The sequence below is a fragment of the Geothermobacter ehrlichii genome, from assembly GCF_008124615.1.
Taxonomy (GTDB): Bacteria; Desulfobacterota; Desulfuromonadia; order Desulfuromonadales; family Geothermobacteraceae; genus Geothermobacter; species Geothermobacter ehrlichii.
In genome coordinates this window covers 1-20,884 of the sequence record NZ_VNIB01000004.1, presented here as the reverse complement: position 1 = coordinate 20,884, position 20,884 = coordinate 1, and the positions used below count along the sequence as shown (strand labels likewise).

Annotated in this window: 21 protein-coding genes; 10 read left to right on the top strand and 11 right to left on the bottom strand. The window is 62.7% G+C overall.

Going from position 1 to position 20,884, the window contains the following annotated elements:
* Positions 1 to 208 precede the first annotated feature (208 nt).
* Both asd and djlA read right to left on the bottom strand, forming a co-directional pair.
* On the bottom strand, positions 209 to 1,306 hold the full coding sequence (asd, locus tag EDC39_RS05430; RefSeq protein WP_148895369.1) for an aspartate-semialdehyde dehydrogenase: 1,098 nt from the start codon (positions 1,304 to 1,306) through the stop codon (positions 209 to 211).
* Positions 1,307 to 1,565: 259 nt separating this feature from the next.
* Positions 1,566 to 2,342 (bottom strand): co-chaperone DjlA, encoded by a 777-nt coding sequence (djlA, locus tag EDC39_RS05425; RefSeq protein ID WP_148895368.1) that lies wholly within the window; start codon positions 2,340 to 2,342, stop codon positions 1,566 to 1,568.
* 107 nt (positions 2,343 to 2,449) lie between these two features.
* On the opposite strand from djlA, the gene EDC39_RS05420 reads away from it, so the two are divergent.
* A complete protein-coding gene (locus EDC39_RS05420; RefSeq protein ID WP_148895367.1) occupies positions 2,450 to 3,682 on the top strand; it encodes an MFS transporter in 1,233 nt (410 codons plus the stop codon).
* Positions 3,683 to 3,758: 76 nt separating this feature from the next.
* Here the strand turns inward: EDC39_RS05420 and EDC39_RS15300 are convergent, their stop codons facing one another.
* The 3 genes from EDC39_RS15300 to EDC39_RS05410 form a co-directional block, all read right to left on the bottom strand.
* A complete protein-coding gene (locus EDC39_RS15300; RefSeq protein WP_187426656.1) occupies positions 3,759 to 3,911 on the bottom strand; it encodes a hypothetical protein in 153 nt (50 codons plus the stop codon).
* 74 nt (positions 3,912 to 3,985) lie between these two features.
* Complete coding sequence (gene rdgC, locus EDC39_RS05415) at positions 3,986 to 5,179, bottom strand: recombination-associated protein RdgC (protein WP_148895366.1); 1,194 nt, start codon at positions 5,177 to 5,179, stop codon at positions 3,986 to 3,988.
* A 67-nt stretch (positions 5,180 to 5,246) separates the two neighbouring features.
* Positions 5,247 to 7,106 carry an ATP-binding cassette domain-containing protein gene (locus EDC39_RS05410; protein ID WP_148895365.1) on the bottom strand — a complete coding sequence of 620 codons (1,860 nt, stop codon included), beginning with the start codon at positions 7,104 to 7,106 and terminating at the stop codon, positions 5,247 to 5,249.
* 285 nt (positions 7,107 to 7,391) lie between these two features.
* On the opposite strand from EDC39_RS05410, the gene EDC39_RS05405 reads away from it, so the two are divergent.
* Positions 7,392 to 8,498 carry an AAA family ATPase gene (locus EDC39_RS05405; protein WP_148895364.1) on the top strand — a complete coding sequence of 369 codons (1,107 nt, stop codon included), beginning with the start codon at positions 7,392 to 7,394 and terminating at the stop codon, positions 8,496 to 8,498.
* A gap of 105 nt (positions 8,499 to 8,603) precedes the next feature.
* Here the strand turns inward: EDC39_RS05405 and EDC39_RS05400 are convergent, their stop codons facing one another.
* Positions 8,604 to 8,789 carry a hypothetical protein gene (locus EDC39_RS05400; protein ID WP_148895363.1) on the bottom strand — a complete coding sequence of 62 codons (186 nt, stop codon included), beginning with the start codon at positions 8,787 to 8,789 and terminating at the stop codon, positions 8,604 to 8,606.
* Between the two features lie 116 nt (positions 8,790 to 8,905).
* Positions 8,906 to 10,807 (bottom strand): AMP-dependent synthetase/ligase, encoded by a 1,902-nt coding sequence (locus EDC39_RS05395; protein ID WP_148895362.1) that lies wholly within the window; start codon positions 10,805 to 10,807, stop codon positions 8,906 to 8,908.
* Between the two features lie 545 nt (positions 10,808 to 11,352).
* Between EDC39_RS05395 and EDC39_RS05390 the strand changes: the two genes are divergently transcribed.
* Complete coding sequence (locus EDC39_RS05390; protein WP_148895361.1) at positions 11,353 to 12,390, top strand: GMP reductase; 1,038 nt, start codon at positions 11,353 to 11,355, stop codon at positions 12,388 to 12,390.
* Between the two features lie 60 nt (positions 12,391 to 12,450).
* Positions 12,451 to 12,840: a metallopeptidase family protein gene (locus EDC39_RS05385; RefSeq protein ID WP_148895360.1), complete on the top strand. Its 390-nt coding sequence runs from the start codon at positions 12,451 to 12,453 to the stop codon at positions 12,838 to 12,840.
* Between the two features lie 25 nt (positions 12,841 to 12,865).
* Here EDC39_RS05385 and EDC39_RS05380 read toward each other — a convergent pair whose 3' ends face one another.
* Together EDC39_RS05380 and EDC39_RS05375 are read right to left on the bottom strand one after the other, a co-directional pair.
* Positions 12,866 to 13,291 (bottom strand): response regulator transcription factor, encoded by a 426-nt coding sequence (locus EDC39_RS05380; protein ID WP_148895359.1) that lies wholly within the window; start codon positions 13,289 to 13,291, stop codon positions 12,866 to 12,868.
* Between the two features lie 42 nt (positions 13,292 to 13,333).
* Complete coding sequence (locus tag EDC39_RS05375) at positions 13,334 to 13,840, bottom strand: Lrp/AsnC family transcriptional regulator (protein WP_148895358.1); 507 nt, start codon at positions 13,838 to 13,840, stop codon at positions 13,334 to 13,336.
* Between the two features lie 131 nt (positions 13,841 to 13,971).
* Between EDC39_RS05375 and ald the strand changes: the two genes are divergently transcribed.
* Positions 13,972 to 15,087 (top strand): alanine dehydrogenase, encoded by a 1,116-nt coding sequence (gene ald, locus EDC39_RS05370; RefSeq protein WP_148895357.1) that lies wholly within the window; start codon positions 13,972 to 13,974, stop codon positions 15,085 to 15,087.
* Between the two features lie 44 nt (positions 15,088 to 15,131).
* On the opposite strand, the gene EDC39_RS05365 is transcribed toward ald, so the two are convergent.
* Positions 15,132 to 16,058, bottom strand: coding sequence for a tRNA dihydrouridine synthase (locus EDC39_RS05365; RefSeq protein WP_148895356.1), 927 nt, complete (start codon positions 16,056 to 16,058; stop codon positions 15,132 to 15,134).
* A gap of 339 nt (positions 16,059 to 16,397) precedes the next feature.
* Between EDC39_RS05365 and EDC39_RS05360 the strand changes: the two genes are divergently transcribed.
* Positions 16,398 to 17,402, top strand: coding sequence for a 4Fe-4S binding protein (locus tag EDC39_RS05360; RefSeq protein ID WP_148895355.1), 1,005 nt, complete (start codon positions 16,398 to 16,400; stop codon positions 17,400 to 17,402).
* A 209-nt stretch (positions 17,403 to 17,611) separates the two neighbouring features.
* Positions 17,612 to 18,136, top strand: coding sequence for a superoxide dismutase family protein (gene sodC, locus EDC39_RS05355; RefSeq protein WP_148895354.1), 525 nt, complete (start codon positions 17,612 to 17,614; stop codon positions 18,134 to 18,136).
* Positions 18,137 to 18,298: 162 nt separating this feature from the next.
* Here the strand turns inward: sodC and EDC39_RS05350 are convergent, their stop codons facing one another.
* Positions 18,299 to 19,219: an MBL fold metallo-hydrolase gene (locus EDC39_RS05350; protein ID WP_148895353.1), complete on the bottom strand. Its 921-nt coding sequence runs from the start codon at positions 19,217 to 19,219 to the stop codon at positions 18,299 to 18,301.
* 220 nt (positions 19,220 to 19,439) lie between these two features.
* Here EDC39_RS05350 and EDC39_RS05345 point away from each other — a divergent pair, with 220 nt between their 5' ends.
* Genes EDC39_RS05345 through EDC39_RS05335 form a run of 3 tightly spaced genes read left to right on the top strand, consistent with a single transcriptional unit; the run spans position 19,440 to position 20,711 of the window.
* Positions 19,440 to 19,658 (top strand): hypothetical protein, encoded by a 219-nt coding sequence (locus EDC39_RS05345; RefSeq protein WP_148895352.1) that lies wholly within the window; start codon positions 19,440 to 19,442, stop codon positions 19,656 to 19,658.
* A 34-nt stretch (positions 19,659 to 19,692) separates the two neighbouring features.
* The gene (locus EDC39_RS05340) at positions 19,693 to 20,151 is read left to right on the top strand and encodes an iron-sulfur cluster-binding oxidoreductase (RefSeq protein ID WP_148895351.1); all 459 of its coding nucleotides are present in this window, start codon (positions 19,693 to 19,695) and stop codon (positions 20,149 to 20,151) included.
* 2 nt (positions 20,152 to 20,153) lie between these two features.
* Positions 20,154 to 20,711 carry a hemerythrin domain-containing protein gene (locus tag EDC39_RS05335; RefSeq protein ID WP_148895350.1) on the top strand — a complete coding sequence of 186 codons (558 nt, stop codon included), beginning with the start codon at positions 20,154 to 20,156 and terminating at the stop codon, positions 20,709 to 20,711.
* Positions 20,712 to 20,884: the final 173 nt, after the last annotated feature.

Below are 20,884 nucleotides of genomic sequence, written 5' to 3'. Positions count from 1 at the left end.
CGCAGGTTCGGGCCAACCCGGTCAGGGTTTTCTTTCTGCCGAAAAAGCGCATGCAGTCTCCTGATTCGTGATTGCGGTTCCGGCCCCATGCCGGAACCGTTCTCCAATCTAGGCCAGGAGATGAAACAAGTCAAAGAAAAGGGGACGTGCCCCCGTGGAGCCTGTCCCCTTTGAGTACGCAGTCTCGTGCATTCGCTTCCGGCCGACGTTATTTTTCCACCAGAATCCTCACCATTCGCCGCAACGGTTCGGCGGCGCCCCACAACAGCTGGTCGCCGCAGGTGAAGGCGGAAAGGTACCGTGGGCCCATCTTCATCTTGCGCACCCGGCCGACGGGGGTCTTCAGGGTGCCGGAGACGGCGGCCGGAGTCAGTCGCGAAAGGGTCGCCTCCCTGGTGTTGGGTACCAGTTCGGCCCATTCGTTGTCGTTGGCGAGCAGATCTTCGATGTCGGCGATCGGCACATCCCTGGTCAGCTTGATGGTCAGGGCCTGGCTGTGGCAGCGCATGGCGCCGACCCGCACGCAGATGCCGTCAATGGGGATTGGTGTTTCGCTGCGCAGGATCTTGTTGGTCTCGGCGTAGCCCTTCCACTCCTCCCGGCTCTGGCCGTCCTCGACTTCACGGTCGATCCAGGGCAGCAGGCTGCCGGCCAGGGGAAAGCCGAAATGGTCGGTCGGGATGGCGTCTCCCTGCAGTTCGGCGGTCACCTTGCGGTCGATCTCCAGAATGGCCGAGGCCGGGTCTTTCAGCTCGTCGGCGACGCTGGCGTGCAGGTGACCCATCTGCGCCAGCAGTTCGCGCATGTTCGGCGCCCCGGCGCCGGAGGCGGCCTGGTAGGTCATGGAAGTGAGCCATTCGACCAGCCCGGCGCGGAACAGGCCGCCCAGGGCCATCAGCATCAGGCTGACGGTGCAGTTGCCGCCGATGAAATCCTTCTGCCCGGCGGAAAGGGCGGCGTCTATGACATCCCGGTTGACCGGGTCGAGAATGATGACGGCGTTTTCTTCCATGCGCAGGGCGCTGGCGGCGTCGATCCAGTAGCCGTTCCAGCCGGCAGCGCGCAATCGCGGGTGGATTTCCTTGGTGTAGTCGCCGCCCTGGCAGGTGACGATGACGTCGAGTTTTTTCAGCTCGTCGACATCTTTCGCGTCGAGCAGCTTGCCGGCATCGAAGGGAGCTTCCTGGCCGACCTGGGAGGTGGAGAAGAAGACCGGATTGATTCCGGCGAAATCGTTTTCTTCCTGCATGCGCTGCATGAGCACCGATCCGACCATGCCGCGCCAACCGATAAATCCGACGTTCATTGTCCGCTCCTTGAGATGGTTTCTTGGCGGTTCCTGTCCGGGCCGCCGGTCAACGTAAAACGGCCACGGATCGCGATGATCCGTGGCCGTCGGTTTGTTGCGCGTCGAATGTGCGTCTACGCAATCCCCTGGTCACAGACCATCGCCCGCCCCGGCCTGGTTTTCCGGGTAGTGGTCTTGGTCCGTTTGCTGGTCAGGGATTCGGTCAGCATGGGGCGAGTCTGCCGAAAAGAGAGCCCGTTTGTCAAGCCCTTATCGGTCAGATCCCCCGCGCCTTGCGGATGGCCTCGTAGGCGGTGTTGATCTCGGCCAGCCGGTCGTTGGCGAACTTGATGAATTCCGACGGCAATCCCTTGCCGGCGATGCGGTCGGGATGGTATTCGGCGACCTTCTGCCGGTAGATCTTTTTCAGTTCGCTGTCGCTGATGTCGGGGGAGACGCCCAGCACTTCGTAGTGGGCGGCCAGTCCGAGTTCACTGACCGCCTGGTGGCCGACATGGCGCTGGTAAAGGGATTGGTAGACGGCGTCGGACAGTCGGAAGGCGGCCTTGGCCTCGAGCAGCATGCGCTCCTCTTCCGGGTGCAGCCGGCCGTCGGCCATGGCGACCTCAAACAGAAACTGCATCATGAACCGGCACATCTCCGGCTGCTGCCAGAAGAGCTCGCCGAACTGGCGGGCATAGTCGCCGAAGCTTTGCGGGCTGTGCTTGCTCTGGTTCATCACCTCGATGGCGAAGCGGCGAGTGGCGTCGTCCAGTCCCATCACCTCGTTGGCTACCCGGCGGATGGCGGCGATCTCGTCTTCGCAGACCCGGCCGTCGGCCTTGGCCAGCTTGCCGACCATGGAGAAGGCGGCGGTGAAGAATAGCATCTGCTGCCGGGCTTGATCGTAGTCGCCGCGCTGACTGTCTTCAATCTGCGGCGTCTGGTTTCTGTTGCTCATGGAAGCGCCGATGGCGGCACCGATGATGGCGCCGAACGGCCCGGCGACTACGGCGCCGATGCCGCTGCCGATGATGGTTCCCAGCCAGCCCATGTTTCCTGTCCTCCCCGTTCGGAATTGACGAAAGGCCTTTTATAGCACGCTGGAGCCGCTGCGAAAAGCGTGCTAGGATGCCGGTGTGCCCAGCGAGGAGGTCTAGCATGTCACGCCGAACACCGCGTTTTTCAGCCCATTACGGCTGGACCATCGTTCTGGCCGGCTATCTCACGCTTTTCGCCTGTCTCGGTCTGGCCCGTTTCGCCTACGGCATGCTGCTGCCGGGCATGCGGGCCGATCTCGGTTTCGGCTATGACCGCATGGGGTTGATCAGTACCGGCAATTTTGTCGGTTACCTGGTGTCCGTCGCCCTGGTCCCCAGGCTTCTGCATCAGTTCCGTCCCCGGATCACCATTACCGCCGGCCTGGCGCTCATCGCCGCCTGCATGCTGGCCGTGGGCGCGAGTCGTGATTTCGCGGTGATTCTCTGCCTTTACGCCCTGGTCGGATTCGGCAGCGGACTGGCCAACATTCCGGCCATGGTGCTGGTTTCGCACTGGTTCCGCCGATCACACCGTGGTCGCGCGGCCGGGCTGATGATCGCCGGCAACGGTTCGGCCATCATCCTGACCGGGTTTCTGGTTCCTCTGCTCAACCGGGCCTTCGGCGCCGCCGGATGGCGGGTGGGGTGGCTGGTTCTCGGCGGGATCGCCGCCCTGATCGCGCTACTGGCCGCCTGGCTGTTGCGCAACACACCGTCAGAACTGGGACTGGAGCCGGTAGGGCGCCCCGAGCCCGCTGGTGCGGGCCGACCGGCGGCTGAAAAGGCCGGCGGTGGCCTGCTGCTGCTGAAGCTGGGAGGGCTCTACCTGGTCTTCGGTGCCACCTACATGGTCTACGGCACCTTCATCGTCAGCAGTATGGTGGAGGAATACGGACTGAGCGAAACGAAGGCGGGATTTTTCTGGTCGTGGGTCGGGCTGCTCAGCATCTTTTCCGGCATTCTGTTCGGCGTTCTTTCCGACCGGATCGGCCGGCGGGCAGGACTGGCGGCGGTCTTTCTCGTCCAGAGCTGCGCCTACCTGCTGGCAGGCAGCGGTCTCGGCACGCCGGCGCTCTTTCTTTCCGTTCTGCTCTATGGTCTGGCGGCCTTTGCCATTCCGACCATCATGGCGGCGGCGGTGGGGGACTATTTCGGACTGCAGCGGGCGGCGAAGGTCTTTTCGCTGGTGACCTTCTTCTTTGCCGCCGGGCAGACGGTCGGTCCCGGCAGCGCAGGCGTCCTGGCCGACCATCTGGGATCTTTTGCGCCGGCCTACCTCGCTTCGGCCGGTCTGACCGGGCTGGCGATGGTTCTCTGCCGGCTTTTGCCGGCGGCCAGGAAGACAGTCGGCTGACCTGTCGCTGCGAGCTTCGGCCGGTGCGTGCCGGCTGCCGGATGAAGAAGAGGCCCAGCCGGCGGCAGCGGTTCTGTCACCACTGGCCGCCGACCTGGTGGATGGGATGGCGGTATTTGGTGCGGTTGGCGGTCTCCTGGCTTTTCACCACCCTGTAGATACCGAAGAAGATGGCCGCCAGCACCGCCAGGATGACCAGCAGTTTGCAGATGTCCTTCAGGTGGCTCATGCGCCCTCCCTGTCAGGGTCCTGCTTTTCTTTTCGACGCTGGCGGCAGGCCGCTTTAGCCGGAAGTTGAAAAAACTAGTGCGGTTGGCGCGATGCCGGCTCGTTCGCCTGCTGCAGCCGCTGCATGATCGCCTTCTGGCTCTCCGGCCATTCGGGGGCGAGGCGCTGCTCGAGAAAATGCGCCAGCAGGCTGTCAAAGAGCTGCAGGCCGCTCTGCAGCAGGTGCATGCGCTCAAAGAAGAGGGCCTCGCGCTCGAGGTCGGGGTCGGTCAGGTCGTCCTTTTCCAGCTGCACCCCTGGAGCGCGCAGACCGGCGAAATGGAAGGCGGGCGCCTTGAGGCTGAGCTTCCAGACGTCTTCGCCTTTCTCCAGGTAGATGACCGCCTCCTGCAGGGTCTTTCCCGCCAGCAGGGCGGTACAGGCTTCGCTGAACCGGTCCTGCGGTCCGGAAAGAACCAGCTTCTGCACGCCGCTTTCCGAGGCGCCGCTGATCACAAGCCGGTCGTTGAGGTAGGCGACGAACCCTTCTCCTTCGACCGCCGGGCCGGGCCGGCTGACGGCGAACTCGCCGCTGGCGTGCAGGGTCTGGTCGAGCAGCCAGAGCAGAAAATCCTCGCCCAGCCAGGCGTTCTTTTCCATCAGGTCGGAGACGGTATCGGTTTCCGCCCGGTTGGCCGTCTCCAGGGCCGGCCGAAGTTGGTCGGGAATCACGGCGCCGGCGCGGGCGTAGGGATGAAAGGCGACCAGTCGCAGCCCTTCGAAGGTTTGCTTGAACAGGTCGCAGAAGAGTTCGATCTGTTTGCTTCCCAGGCTGGTGAAGCTGACCAGTCCGCTTTCGGTGTCCCAGACGGCATCGTAGACCGCCGGTGTCGGCAGGGTGCGGGCGAGCAGGGAGGCCTTCACCGCCTCGCGCAGTTCTTCTTTTTTCTGCTTCGGCACCCGCTTCAGGCCCGGATTGTTCTGCAGGAATTCGGCTTCGGCCCGCTCGTAGTGTTCCTTGAGCAGGCGGGCGGGAACCTTGCGCTGGTCGCGGCGCAGCGAAAAGCAGAGCCAGTGGTCGCGGCGATAGCTGTTCGGACGTTCAAAACCGGCCTGCTGCGGGTCGTCCAGCTGCACCCAGCCGACGGAGAGCTCTTCGCTTCCCCGGTCGATCGACTGAAAGCGGTTGGCGGCCAGCCGTTCGCCGGCCCAGTCGAACAGGTCGCCGGACGGCTTTTCGCCGACGACGCGAAACTGGCAGAGACTGACGGTATTGGCGAGAATGCCCATGGGGTATGACTCCTGTGGATTAAAAGGTTCAAGGGCTCTTTCCGTGTTCATCCACGGCTGAAAATTCTCAGCCGCCGATCGCCTCCAGCTCCTGCCAGCGTTCGTAGGCCTTTTCCAGCTCTTCTTCCAGCTCTTTCAGTCGCTGCTGGCAGGTGCCGACCTCGGGACCGGCGCTGCGATAGAAATCGGGGTCGGCGAGTTTTTCGTGCAGTCCGGCCTGTTCGGCTTCGAGCTGTTCGATGCGTGCCGGCAGCTCTTCGAGCTCCTTTTTCTCCCGGAAGCTGAGCCGGCGGGGGCGCTCCTTTTTCGGCCGTTTCTTCGGCTCTTTCCTTTTCTCCGGTTCTTCCACCACCGGCCGCTGCCGCAGCCAGTCGCTGTAGCCGCCGACGTACTCGACGACGCGTCCTTCCCCCTCGAAGACGATGCAGCTGGTCACGGTACGGTCGAGAAATTCGCGGTCGTGGCTGACCAGAAAGAGTGTGCCCTGGTAGGCGGCCAGCAGTTCTTCCAGCAGATCGAGGGTTTCCAGATCGAGGTCGTTGGTCGGTTCGTCGAGCACCAGCAGGTTGGCCGGCCGGGTGAAGAGGCGGGCGAGCAGCAGCCGGCAGCGTTCGCCTCCCGACAGGTAGCGGACCGGGGTGCGGGCGCGGTCGGGCGTGAAGAGAAAATCCTTCAGGTAGCCGTAGACGTGCCGCGGCCGGTCGCCGACCAGCACCGTGTCCTGGTTACCGCAGAGGTTCTGTTGCACGGTCAGGTCGGGATCGAGCTGATCGCGCTGCTGGTCGAAATAGACCACGTTCAGCCGGGTGCCGTGGCGGACGCTTCCGGCCTGCGGCTGGATCTTGCCGAGCAGCAGCTTCAGCAGGGTGGTCTTGCCGGCGCCGTTGGGGCCGATGAATCCGACGCGGTCGCCGCGCAGGATGGTGGTGGAAAAACCGTCGATCAGAGGCCGGTTGCCGTAGCCGAAGGTCAGGTTTTCGGCCTCGATGACCAGCTTGCCGCTTTGCCCGGCTTCTTGCAGCTGCAGCCGGACCTGTCCCGTGCGCTGCCGCCGCTGCCGCCGCTGCCGCCGCATCTCTTCCAGCGCCCGTACCCGGCCCTCGTTGCGGGTACGGCGGGCCTTGATCCCCTTGCGGATCCAGATCTCTTCCTCGCTCAGCTTGCGGTCGAACCGCCGCCATTCTTCGTCCTCGGCGTGCAGGCGTTCTTCGCGGCGGCGCAGGTAGTTGGCGTAGTCGCCGGGATAGTCGTACAGCCGGCCGCGGTCGAGTTCGACGATGCGGTTGGCGACCCGGCGCAGAAAGGCGCGGTCGTGGGTGACGAAGACCAGGGTGAGGCCGGAGGCGAGCAGATGGTCTTCCAGCCAGGCGATGGTGGCGATGTCGAGGTGGTTGGTCGGCTCGTCGAGCAGCAGAATGTCCGGATCGCCGGCCAGGGCTCTGGCCAGCAGCGCCCGCCGGCGCTGGCCGCCGGAGAGTTCGGCCAGTTTGCGTCCGGGGATCAGGCCGAGGCGTTCGATGAACTGTTCGATGCGCTGCAGCTTTTCCCAGCCCTGCTCCGCCTCGATCGCCTGCTGCAGCTCGATCAGCTCCTGTTCGTGCCCCGGCGTGCCTTCCAGCTGCTGGTAGCGGATCAGCCGCTCTCCCGTGGCTCCGGCGCCGCGGGCGACGGTGGCGAAAACGGTGGCGTCTCGGGCTTCGGGCACATCCTGCGGCAGTTCGGTGATGACGATCCCCTGCCTCCGGTCGATGTCGCCGGCGTCGGGGCGGATCCGTCCCTGAATCAGGCCGAGCAGGGTCGATTTGCCGGCGCCGTTGCGGCCGAGAAGGCCGATGCGGTCGCCCTTGGCGATCTGCAGCCCGGCTTGGTCGAGCAGGGGCGCCTGGCCGTAGGCGTGGCTGATCTGTCGCAGCGAAACCAGAATCATGGCTGGCGGATTATGCCAGAGAAGAGGCCGTCTGCAAAGGGGCGCGGCCCTTCTTGTCTGAAGCGGCCGGCGAACTGTGGTATTCTGCACCTGAATCAGTGAGCTCATTGCCGGCAGATGGCACACATCAACTGGCCTGCCTGCGTTCTCCAAAAATCGCCGGCGAACCTATGGGTGCGCCTCAGATTTTTGGAAAACCCATTCAGGCCAGGCACGTGCACTCTCTATCCTGCATGAACTCACTGATTCAGGTTGCAACTCCCCCACCCCAGGAGAGGTTGGCTCATGGCCCGCAGGATTTTCGTCGCCGCCACCGGCCAGAACATCGGCAAGACCACGGTCTGCCTGTCGCTGTTGCATCTGGCGCGCAAAAAATACGCCCGGGTCGGTTTTATCAAGCCGCTCGGGCCCAAGCCCACTGATGTCGGCGGGATTGTCGTCGACAAGGATGCCGCCCTGATGGCCGGGGTCTTCGGTATGGAGGCGCATTTGCGCTACCTGTCGCCGGTGGTGGTGCCGCCGGGCATGACGCGGGATGTCATCGACGGTCGGGTTTCCACCGCCATGCTGCGCGAGCGGCTGCTGCAGGCTTTCGAGGTGCTTGACCGGGACTGTGATTTTCTGGTGATCGAGGGCTCGGGGCATCCCGGCGTCGGTTCGGTGCTCGGCCTGTCCAACGCCCGCATCGCTGCAATGCTCGGCGCTTCGGTGCTGATGGTGACCGGCGGCGGTGTCGGCAACGTGGTCGACGGGGTGGCGGCCCAGAGTGCCCTGTTCGAAAAGGAAGGGGTCGCGGTGCGGGCGATTCTGGTCAACAAGCTGGTGGCGGAAAAGCGGGAGCGCACCCTCGACTACCTGCGCCGCGCCTTCAGCGACGTCCCGCTGCAGGTGCTGGGCGGCTTCAACTACCAACCGATTCTGGCCAACCCGACCTTGCGGCGCATCGCCAAGGTGCTCGACCTGCCGCTGCACGGCTGCCACGACGATCTGGGGCGCATCATTCACCACGTGCAGATCGGCGCCGCCTCGACCCACCGGGTGGCCGAGCTGCTCAGGAAGGATTCCCTGCTCATCGTCACCAGCAGCCGCGACGAACTGCTGGTGACCATCGCCAATCTCTACACCATTCCCGAATACCGGGAAAAGATCGTCGGGTTGGTCATCCCCGGCCGGCAGCCGGTCGACCGCATCACCCAGCTCATCCTCGACCGCAGCGGCATCCCCTACTTTCGCACCACCCGAACCACCACCGCCGAGCTCTACCAGCTGATCACCGACGACGTCTCCAAGCTGACGCCCGAGGATACGGAAAAACTCGACCTGCTGCGCGAACTGGCCGAGATGCGGCTCGATTTCGACCAGATCGACCAGCTGGTGGCGTCGTCCCGCTGATACCTGAATCTGTGCGCTCTCCATCCAGCATGAGCTCACGGATTCAGGTGAAAAAACCCCGCATCGGTTCGATGCGGGGGCTGGATGAAGCAGGATTCGGGACTGTCAGTCCTCGAGCTGCTTGCAGTCATGGCTCGGCCAGACTTCTGAGCCGTCGCCGACGTGCACGTTGAAGTAGCCGTGGCCGCAGAGGTAGACCTCGCCCTTGTCCCCAGTCTCGGTGTTCATCACCATCGGACGCTTGCCCGACTTCAGGCTTTCGCAAATGTGCTCATAGGTGTAGACATCCATGGATGTCCTCCTTTCCGTCCGGTAAATACAGGCCGGACCAGTGTCTACTCCTATTATAACAGGGAGCGCAGTCCTGTTGCACGGCCGGACAGGTCTTTTCCGGCCCCGCCCCGGATTCATTTCAGCAGGCGTTTGACCAGGTCCTGGTACTTGCGCTCGATGACGTGGCGTTTCTTTTTCAGGGTGTTGGTCAGCTCTTCGCCGACCTTGAATTCATCCTCGAGAAAACTGATGTTGCGCAGCTTTTCGTAGGGCTTGAAGCCTCTTTTCGGCTGCAGCAGGCGGTTGATCTCCTGCCGGATGCGCTCGACCACCCGCTTGTCGTGCAGAAAATCCTCGGTTTCGCTCAGTACTTTGGAAATCTTGCTGGCGACGAACTCCTTCAGTTTTTCCCGGTCGGGAACGATCAAGGCGCCCAGCCCCTTCTGATCCTGTCCGACCAGCACCGCGTCACTGACGAAGGGGAGCATGGTGATGGTCGCCTCGATGTTGGTCGGGTCGATGTTCTCGCCGCTGGCCAGAACGATGATCTCCTTGGAGCGGCCGGTCAGCACCAGCTCGCCGCCCAGGGTCAGCTTGCCCAGGTCGCCGGTGTTGAAGAAGCCGTCCTCGGTGAAGGACTTGCGGTTTTCCTCGTCGTTGTTGTAGTAGCCCGGCATCACCTGCGGCCCGCGCACCTGCACCTCGCCTTCCCGGCCGGGCGGAACTTCGTTTCCATCCTCGTCGACGATGCGGATTTCGGTGCCCGGGAAGGGCGGCCCCAGGGTACCGAAGATTTCGCAATGCAGGCCGCGGCCGGCGATCCCCGGTGCGCATTCGGTCATGCCGTAGGCGTTGGCGATGCGGATGCCGATGGCGTCGAGCCATTGGTCGAGATACGGAGGGAGGGCACCGCCGCCACTGATGGCGATGCGCAGCCGGCCGCCGAATTTTTCCTGCACCAGGCTCAGCTTGCGCTGGGCCAGGCGGTAGAGGGGCCAGAGCAGTGCGCAGTTGCCGAGGGCCGCCAGCTTGCGCCAGATGCGCACCGGAAGGGGCACCGGCGCAAAGCGCGGCAGGTGGCCGCGTAATTCACGGGCGCAGCGGCGGTAGCGGGCCGATACGGCGACCAGTCCCAGGAACAGGCGCGCTTTGCTCGGGCTCTGTTTTTCCAGGGCGTTGTTGACCTTGGTGTAGAGGGATTCCCACAGCCGCGGCACCGAGGCGACCAGAGTTGGCCGGTAGCGGGTCAAATCGTCGGAGAAGGTCTTCAGCGACGAGTAGACGGTACAGCTGCCGGCGGCAATGGCGATGTACTCGACCGCCCGTTCAAAGATGTGCCAGGTGGGTAGAATCGACAGCCAGCGGTCCTCGTGGGTGAGATTGATCAGCTTCGGCAACTCCTCGACCTGGTAGAGCAGGTTGCGGTGCAGCAGCTGCACTCCCTTGGGGGTGCCGGTAGTGCCCGAGGTGTAGACCAGGGTCACCAGGTCGTCACGGCCAAGCTGGTCGGCCAGCCCTTTGAACCAGGCGACATCCTCGTCGGTGATGGTGCGGTCCTCGAGCAGGTCCTGGTAGGCGTAGACCGGCCGCAGAAACTTGTGGCGCTTTTCCGAGGCGATGATGAAGCGGATCTTCAGATCCGGGAGCTGGTCGATGACTTCCTGATGCTTCTTGAGCAGTTCGTCGGTTTCGCAGATCAAAAATTCGCAGCCGGAATGGCGCATGATGAAATCGAGTTCCTGACTGGGGACTTCGCTGCCGCGCGGCACGCTGACCGCTCCCAGGGCCATCAGTGCCATGTCGGTTACGATCCAGCCGTAGCGGTTGTCCGATAGCAGCAGCACCCGTGTGCCTTTACGGATATGTTTTTCGGCGAAAGCCCGGGTCAGCAGCAGGACGTCCTCGAAGAACTTGCGGTAGCTGACCTGAAATTCCTGGCCGTCGGCCCGGTAGATGAAGGCGGCGCGGTCGGCGTGTTTCTCGCAGGTGTTGAGAAAGACGTGGAAGAGGGTTTCGTAGCGAAAGGTCTGCGGCATGGTTCGGCTCCGACAGGTTGTTCTTTTGACCTGAATCCACAAGTATCATGCCGAATGGAGAGTGCAAGTGCCTGGCCTGAATGGGTATTCAAAAATCCTGGGCGTGCCCGAAGGTTCGCCGGTGATTTTTGAGAAGCTCAGGCAGGTTGATGGCTTGTCCTGTCCGTCGGTGATGAGCTCACGGATTCGGATCCAATTCAACTTCTACCGGCAGAAAGCCCAAGATACAAGCGGAAAATGCCCGGCCGGCGGATAAGGCAATTCTTGGTGCGCACATCCGCCATTTGCTGCGAAAACTGGTAAAATTCAGACTGTAACCTGAATCAGTGAATTCATACCGGCTGGAGAGTGCATGTGCCTGGCCTGAATGTGTTTTTCAAAAATCTTAGGCGCACCCCATAGGTTCGCCGGTGATTTTTGGGAAACGCAGACAGGTCAATTGAGGTGAGCTGTCCACTGGTAATGAGCTGACCGATTCAGGTGCAATGGATGTCCGGCCGTCCCTCCCGCGGTAGGCCGGCAACGAAAAAGAGGGAGAGGCTGCCATGCGCGTCGAAACCGATGTCAAGCTGGGATTCAAGGATGTTCTCATCCGCCCCAAGCGTTCGACCCTGAAAAGCCGGTCCGAGGTGGTCCTGGAGCGGGAATTCACCTTTCTGCACAGCCGGCGGCGCTGGAAGGGCGTCCCCATCATCGCCTCCAACATGGACACCGTCGGCACCTTCGAGGCGGCGACGGTGCTGGCCCGGCACGGGCTGCTGACCGCCATCCACAAGCACTACGGCCTGGACGCCTGGCGGGCCTTTCTGCAAGACCGCGACGAGGCGATCGGCGAGCGGGTGATGGTCAGCACCGGCACCCGGGACGAGGACTACACCCAGCTGCGTTCCATTCTGCAGGAATTTCCGCAGCTACATTTCATCTGCATCGATGTTGCCAACGGCTACGCCGAGGCTTTTGTCGAATTTGTCGCCCGCGTGCGGCAGGAGTATCCCGACAGGACCATCGTCGCCGGCAACGTGGTGACCGGCGAGATGGTCGAGGAGCTGCTGCTGACCGGCGCTGACATCGTCAAGGTGGGCATCGGTCCCGGTTCGGTCTGCACCACCCGGGTGAAGACCGGGGTCGGCTATCCGCAACTTTCGGCGGTGATCGAATGCGCCGACGCCGCCCATGGCCTGGGAGGACGCATCATCTCCGACGGCGGCTGCACCTGCGCCGGCGATGTCGCCAAGGCCTTTGGCGGCGGCGCCGATTTCGTCATGCTTGGCGGCATGCTGGCCGGTCACGACGAGAGCGGCGGCGAGCTGGTGCAGCGCAGCGGCCGGCAGTACAAGCTCTTTTACGGCATGAGTTCGGCGACGGCGATGGAAAAATACGCCGGCGGCGTCGCCGACTACCGCTCATCCGAAGGGAAGGTAGTCGAAGTGCCCTATCGCGGTCCGATCGAGTCGACGGTGCTTGACATTCTCGGCGGTCTGCGTTCGGCCTGCACCTATGTCGGGGCCGGGGCGCTGCGGGAGCTGTCGAAGCGAACGACGTTTATTCGGGTGATGGAGCAGGAAAGCCGGGTTTTCGGCTGACGAGGGGCGAGAGAGCATGATTCCCCTGTCGGTTCACGGCAGAATGGAAAGGATGGACGGATGAGGCGGGCGGATTTCGAACGGCTGGTGGAACGGACCCTTGCCGCCCTGCCTTCGCCCTATGCCGAGCGGCTGCTCAACCTTGTCATCCTGGTCGAGGACCGGGCCGATGCCGAAACTCTGGCCGAAGTCGGCTATGACGATCCCGCCGAGCTGCTTGGCTATTTTCGCGGCACGCCGCTGACGCTTAGGACGCACGACCAGATCGATCTCGGTCCGGACATGATCTTTCTCTATCAGGAGGCGATCGAGGACGAGGCGCGTTGCACGGGGCTGTCGGTCCGTCAGGTGGTGCGCGAAACCCTGTGGCACGAAATCGCCCACTATTTCGGTTTCAGTGAGGAGGAGATGGACTGCATCGAGGCACTGTGGGCAGAGGAGGAGGGCTGAGCACGTCGTCCGGCATGAGAACACTTCAGACCCGCTGCTTGTTTTTGTCGGCGGCGCGTTTGCCGGTCGGTGTTTTTCCGCCGCCGGTCTGCATCGAGGCCAGCACCATGCGCAGCACCTGGCGCTGTCTTGCCTCGTGCTTGTTCAGCACCGCCAGGCAGGTTCCCATGGGAAAGATGCGATGCAAATCTTCGGCGTCGCAGCCGGACAGGACTATGATCCGGCTCTTGTCGACCCCGCGATGCTTGGCATAGTGCAGCAGCTTGCTGCCGTCCATTCCAGGCATTTCGAGATCGATCAGAAGCAGGTCGATATCGGGGCCGATGTCGCGCAGACCGGCGACGGGGTTGCTGTGGGTGATGACCTCGAGGGCCGGGAAATCCTGGTTGATGCTTTTCCGGAGAGTGTCGAGGAAGAGCGGGTCGTCATCGATAATCAGTATGCGCCGCATGTACTGGTTCCCTTTGTTTCTGTTGGTTTTCCTGTTTTCATTCTACCCGTTTCCGGCCCCGTTTGCAGGTTGCGGGGAGGACTCGTCGAGCGGCAGTTCCGTGGTGCGGTGCACGGTACGCAGGGCGAATGAGCTTTGCACCCGCAGCACGCCGGGCAGGCTGGTCAGCTTTTCGTGGATCCGCATGTAGTCGTTGGCGCTGCTGACGCAGATGCGCAGCAGGTAATCGAAGTCGCCGCTGATCAGGTAGCATTCCATCACCTCGGACACCTGACGCACTGCGGTTTCGAAGGCGGCCAGGCGTTCCGCCTGCTGGCCGTCGAGGGTGATGCGGACAAAGACGGTGCCGTCGCGGTCGATCGCCTGCGGATTGACCAGCATGACGTAACGGTCGATGACGCCCGTTTCCTCGAGCTGGCGCACCCGGCGCAGGCAGGCCGATTCCGACAGGCCGACCTGTTCGGCGAGCTGGACGTTGCTGAGACGGCCGTTGCGTTGCAGCGCCCGCAGGATTGCCCGATCTATGGAGTCGAGTTCGATTTCTGACATGAAATTGCTCAATATTTACTTTGTATAAAAGATTATTGCGTCACACTGGGTTGGCGTCAAGGAAAACGCAAGAACATTTGTGCATTTTCCTGGTAAACTTTTTGATAAAAACAGACAGGGGGGAGGCGGCGATGATTGTCGGCATTCTCAGGGAAATCAAGGCGAACGAAAACCGTGTCTGCATGACGCCGGCCGGCGTCGAGACGCTGCGCGAAGGTGGGCACCAGGTGCTGGTCGAAAAGGATGCCGGTTTGGCGTCGGGCTTTCCGGACAGCGCCTATGTCGAGGCCGGGGCGGAGATTGTGGCCGAAGCGGCGGAGATCTACGCCCGGGCCGAGATGGTAATGCACGTCAAGGAACCGCAGCCGTCGGAATATCCGCTGATCCGGCCGGGGCAGATCGTTTTCACCTATTTTCATTTCGCCGCCAGCGAGGAGCTGACGCGGGCGATGATGGAGCGCAGGGCGGTCTGCATCGCCTACGAAACGGTGACCGATGCGCACGGTGGCCTGCCGCTGCTGATACCGATGAGCGAGGTGGCGGGACGCATGGCGGCCCAGGAAGCGGCCAAGTACCTGGAGCGGGCGCAGGGCGGGCGTGGGCTGCTGCTCGGCGGCGTAGCGGGCGTGCCGCCGGCGACCATCCTGGTCATCGGTGGCGGTACCGTCGGCACCCAGGCGGCGCTGATGGCCTGCGGCCTTGGGGCCAAGGTCTATCTACTCGACGCCAGCCTGCCCCGGTTGCGCCACCTGGACGAAGTGATGCCGAAAAATTGCTTTCCCATCATGTCGTCGCCGGCCACCATCCGCGAGCTGGTGCGGGAAGCCGACGCTGTTATCGGAGCGGTGCTGCTGCGCGGCGCCAAGGCGCCCAAGCTGATCACCCGCGACATGCTCAAGACCATGAAAAAGGGGGCCGTGCTGGTCGATGTGGCCATCGACCAGGGAGGCTGTTTCGAGACATCCCGGCCGACAACCCATCAGGATCCCATCTACGAGGTCGACGGCATCATCCACTACTGCGTGGCCAACATGCCGGGCGGAGTGCCGCTGACCTCGACTCTGGCCCTGACCAACGCCACCCTCCCCTACGCCAGGAAACTGGCCGACAAGGGCTGGCAACGCGCCGTACGGGAGGATGGGGGCCTCAGGGCCGGTCTCAATATCATCGACGGGCAGGTTGTCTGCGCCGGGGTGGCTGAAGCTTTCGGCCTGCCCCTGGCCGAGGTCAATTCCTTTCTCGGATGAGGTTCCGTCCAATCCCGCAGATTTTCCAGGCGGTCGATCCCGTGTCAACCGGCCGGCTGAAAGCTTTCCAGTCGCTCGAGAAAAGCCGGCAGCTGCCGGCTTTTTTTCAATTGTTTGACCAGCGGCGCAAGCTCCGGGTCCTCGATGAAAACGAGGACATTCTTGATCTTGTCCAGGACCTGTTTCTCACCGCAGAACCGCTGCTGATAGAGGGGCAGCAGTTCCATCAAAAAACTCTTCAGCTCCTGCAGCCGGGTTTCCGGAGTCCTTTCGGCGGGCAGCGTTCCCCGCAGGCGGCTGAAAATGAGGGGATCGGCTATGGCCGCCCGTCCGATCATCAGCCCGACGGCGCCGGTCAGCTTCAGGACCCGTTCGGCGTCGTCCTTTCCCCGGATGTCGCCGTTGGCGATGACGGGCAGGCGGGTGCGGCGGACCACCTCCGCCGTGATGGCGTGATCGGCGGCGCCGGCGTATTTCTGGACCACCGTGCGCGGGTGCAGAATCAGCCAGTCGACGCCGGCATCCTCGATCAGGGGGAGGAGCCCGAAAATCTGCCCCGGGTCGTTGTAGCCGCAGCGGATTTTGACCGACAGGTCGCCGTCGACGGCCCGGCGCAGGGCCGGCAGCAGTTCCGCCAGCTCTTCAGGTTTGGCCAGCAGGGCGCCACCGGTGGCGGCGGTGGTCATGCGGCCGTAGGGACAGCCGAGGTTGAGATTGAGATGCCTGGCTCCGGCGTCCTGGGCGATACGCGCGGCCTCGATCAGGGGGCCGATTCCGTGCCCGACCAGCTGCACCACCAGCGGCACGCCTTCCTGCATCGCCGCTAGCTCTTTCTGGTCGCGGCGGGAAAAACGTTTGCGGCTGACGGGACTGACGCGCAGGAATTCGGTGAAGACCACGTCCGGGCGGCTCTGGCGGATGATCACCGAGCGCAGGGCCGGGTTGGTCAGCCCCTGCATGGGCGCCAGCATCAGCGGTGTGGTTTTTGGCTGCCAGGGTAGGGGACGCGGTGAACTCTGCGCGCTGTTCATGGCGCAGGAGCATAACCGATTCGAAGATTCGGGTCCAGAGGCGGTGCCGGAGGCATCACCCCGCCGGCAATCAGAACGCCGGCAAAGGGCGAAAATCGGCGGCTGAAAAAAATAACCGCAGCCGCCCAGGGGGCGGATCAAGAATGAGTGACGGTCGGTTCGGATGAAGTCATCTGCTGCTCCACTGGGCCCAGTTACGGCAGGACACACCTCTTCGGTCGGCCGGATTTTTGATGTGGGTCAAGTTATCCGGCCTGTCGTTGAGGTAGACTTACCTCTATGGAAATCAGGATTTTAAAAAAAACCACCGTTTTGCGTCCGCTGGTTCAGTGGCTGTTTCTCGCCTGGTGCCTGTTTCTCGGCGTCCAGTTCAGCCTGTTCGTGCATCACTACCGCAGTTTCGGCCAGACGCCCGATTACTGGCGGCCGCCCGGCGTCGAGGGCTTTCTGCCCATTGGTGCCCTGGTGAGTCTCAAGCACTGGCTGGTGAATGGCGAATTCGACACCGTCCACCCGGCTGCGCTGGTGCTGCTGCTGACCTTTTTCGCCATGGCGCTGCTGGCGAAAAAGTCCTTCTGTTCCTGGCTCTGCCCGGTTGGAACCCTGGAGGAGGCGCTCTGGAAGCTGGGGAGAAAACTCTGCGGGCGTAATCTTGTTATCTGGCGCTGGCTCGATATCCCTCTGCGGACCCTGAAATACGCCCTGCTGCTGTTTTTCTTCAAGCTGATCATCATCGACATGCCGGCGGCGGTTTTGCGGGGATTTCTGGCTTCCCCCTACTGGGCGGTGGCCGATGTGCGCATGCTCGATTTTTTCATCAGGCCCTCCGGGCTGAGTCTGGCGATTATCCTGGGACTGGCCGTCCTGTCGGTTTTCTACCGGAATTTCTGGTGCCGCTATCTCTGTCCCTACGGGGCTCTGCTCGGTCTGCTGAGCATGCTCAGCCCGCTCAAGATCCGCCGCAGTGAACTGCACTGCATCGACTGCGGCGCCTGCAGCCGGGCCTGCCCGGCGCAGCTTCCGGTACAGCACAGGCAGGTGATTCGCTCCCCGGAATGTACCGCCTGCCTGAACTGCGTTTCTGTCTGCCCGCAGCCCGGGGCCCTGGCTGTCCGTCTGTCTTTCTGGCAGCGTTCGCTGCCCGGCTGGGGATTCGCCCTGGTTGTTCTGCTGTTGTTTGCCGCAGGCGTGTCCACCGGGATGCTCAGCGGACACTGGCACAGCAGTCTGACTCCGCAGGACTTTCAGCGGCTGATTCCGCTGGCCGATCGGTTTGGGCATTGACATAAGCTGTAAGAAATTCCCTCCTGGCGCCCGGTGTTCAGCATTCCGTGCTCCTTCTACAATTCTACCGCTCCCTTCGTGCGCCGGAACCGTTATCGGGGTAGAATGGCAGCAGAGGCTGCGTTTTTACCTGAATCGGCGATGAACTCACTGCTTCGGGCTTTGCCGCCGGAACGCAAGTCGGATCAGTTCCGGCCGGAGGACTGGTTATGCGGACAAAACTTGTGATCATGCTGGCAGGTGCCTTCCTGGCTGTTGCCGGTAGTGCTTTTGCCGGGGTCATCATTTCGATGAACCTGGTTGATGCCGGCGGGATAGGTCAGGCAGTTGGAACCGTAACCGCCGAGCAGACAGCCTATGGTGTGGTTTTCACTCCGCGGCTGCACGGCCTGGAACCCGGGAAGCATGGTCTTCATGTCCACCGGAATCCGAGCTGTGAGCCGAAGGAAAAAGACGGCCGGATGGTTCCGGCTCTTGCTGCCGGCGGTCATTATGATCCGGCCGGAACTGGTCACCACGGCCCTCCCTGGGGGGATGGCCATCTTGGCGATCTGCCGGTTCTGACTGTTGACAGCAATGGCCGGGCAGGCACCCCGGTACTCGCTCCCCGGCTCAGGCTGGAGGATCTGCAGGGGCGTTCGCTGATGATTCATGCCGGCGGTGACAACTACTCCGACCAGCCGGAGAAACTTGGCGGCGGCGGGGCACGCATGGCGTGCGGGGTGGTGAAGTAGGGAGAGAGGGCGTTTTTCTCCCCGCCTTACGGACTCACGTTCTTGCAGTTCGGGCAGCCCGCTTTGCGGGTTGCAGATCGAGTGGGGGGCAAGTGGGGCGCATGCTTTTACCGGGCCCTTGCCGTCGCAGACATGCAGCCCCAGGGTGAACTCCACATCCAGTCATGTGGCGGCCAGCAGCGCCTGTCGCTCGGTTTCGCTGAGGCCGGCGACGTAGTCGCGCATGCCGCGAAAGCTGTTGCCGATGAATTCCCGTTCGCGCTGCAGCAGATCCTCGTCGAGCTGGTCGATATTACGGAAAATCTCGTCCCGCTCCAGCAGCCAGTCGATGAAAGCGGCGGTATCGTTCTGTCCGCCGGCGGCGACGGCGGCCGCTCCCCTGACCCAGAGTTGCAACTGGCGGTGACCGATACGCAGATGGGTGAGCGCGTCATCGACCAGGCCGTAATGGGCGAAGACCATCCGCCGCGGTTGCAGATCGATCATCCGCTGAACCGAATCGAGGGCGACCTTCAGGATGAAGCGCGGCGGAGTTGCCGGACGCATGTAGATTCCCTCCGCGACTTCGCTGCGTACCCCGGCAACCTCGCCGGCGAACAGCAGGTCGCCGGCCAGGTAGCAGCAGTGGTGCGGGGCGTGTCCGGGAGTGAGGTGAACCTCGATCCCGGTGGTCCCGACCTTCCCGGTAAAACCGATATTTTCGGCCGGAACCGGCTGGATCTCACCGTAGGCCTCGGCGGTCCTGCCGAGGACTTTCAGTGACCCTTCCCAGAGTTTTTGCGGGGCGACCATGTGCCGCACCCCGTCCGGGTGGCAGATCACCTGCGCTCCGGGGAATTCCCGAAGCAGGGCGCCGGTGCCGCCGGCGTGATCGATATGGATATGGGTCAGCAGAATGTAGTCGACCCGCTCGATGCCGCGTCGGCGCAGTTCCGTGACCAGATGCGGGATGGTCGAGAGCGGGCCGGGATCGACCACCAGGGTCTTGCCGTTCGTCTGAAGGCACCAGGCGCTGATGAACTTGCGAAAGCCACGCAGGGCGGGTTGGTCGAGGTCGATGCAGAAGAGGTTGTCGAGGTGCATGGATGGTTCCTTTTCGGCAGATTCGTGGTGGGGCAATTGTCGTGCAGGTCGGGGAAGGAGGTCAAGGGGGCAACTTTGCCGAAATTGGCGGGGGGCGTCCGCATCCGGGCGGCCGGATATAAAACTTGACAAAAAAACTCAGTTATTTGACCCAGATCATGTTTTTTGGCTGGCAGGACGGCTAGATTGGAGCCAACCTCATCGAAGGAGAACAAAAGCCATGAAGCTGAAAGACAGTCTCGGCGAAGAGCAAATCCAGAACGTGGTCAGGCAGCATCCGCAGATCGGCGAGATTCTCAACCGCTACGAAATCGGCTGCGTCGACTGCGGCGTCGGCATCTGCCTGCTCAAGGATGTGGTTGCGATTCACGCGCTGGGCGACGAGGTCGAAGCGCGGATCGAACGGGAAATCAACGCCTACCTCGATTCTTTGGCCTGAACCTGAAACAAGAAAGAAAAAAGGAGTATCGATCATGAGCAAACTTCCCTGTGGCTGCCCCGGATCCCAGGTCCGGACCGTTGAAGCGAAAGAAATCTCCAACTCCGAGTCGACCGGCCGTCTGCAGTCCGAACTTCGCCAGTGGCCGACCCAGCTGCACCTGGTGCCGCCGAGCGCCCCCTGGCTGCAGAACGCCGACCTGCTGATCGCCGCCGACTGCGTGCCCTTTGCCTACGCTGAATTCCACCGCGATTTCATCAAAGGCAAGGTGCTGGTCAACGCCTGTCCGAAGCTGGACGACACCAGCCCCTACATCGAAAAGCTGACCGCCATGCTCAAACAGAACGATATCCGTTCGCTGACCGTGACCATCATGGAAGTCCCCTGTTGCCGCGGACTGGCGATGATGGCGCAGCAGGCGCTGCAGGCCTCCGGCAAGGACATTCCGCTCGAGGTGGTGGTGATCGGCGTGGACGGCGAGAGGAGGAACTGAGCATGAAAGCCGACGTCACGACCGTCATGGTCGAGGAGCACAAGCTGATTCTGCGGATGATCGACCTGGTGGAGAAGAACACCCGGCTGCTGGAGCAGGGACGCTTTGACGACTGGCGGTTCTACCTGGACGCGGTCGACTTCATTCGTAATTATGCCGACCGTTTTCATCACGCCAAGGAAGAGGCGACCCTGTTCACCGCCCTGGTCGCCAACGGGATGCCGGAGCAGAATTCACCGGTCGCCGCCATGCTGATGGAACACGACCAGGGGCGGGCTTTCGTGCGCGGCATGGAAGCGGCGGCGCAGAAGGCGCTGGACGGGGCGACCGACCAGGTGGCCGTGCTGGCCGAGAACGCCTACGGCTATGTCGAACTGCTGCGCAGGCATATCGAGAAAGAGGATACGATTCTCTATCCGCTGGCCGAACGGGTGCTGCCGGCCGAAGTGCGGCCGGCCATGCTCGAGGCCTACCACCGGGCCGAAGCCGAAGTCGCCGAAGATTTCAGCGAGCGTTACCGCCGGATGGTGGAGGATTACGAGGTCCGTTCGGCGGCCTGATTCAGGGTAAGTAGGTTCGGGGTGCGGGGCGAGAGGTCCAATGCTGCCGCATGGCTGCTGAAATGACCTTTTGTCCTTTGACCTTCCCCCGAAATTGTGGACAGTCCGAAAAGCTGCTACAACAGCGTCAGGAGGACTGGCATGGTTTCGAAGAGAAGGAAGTACACTCGTGA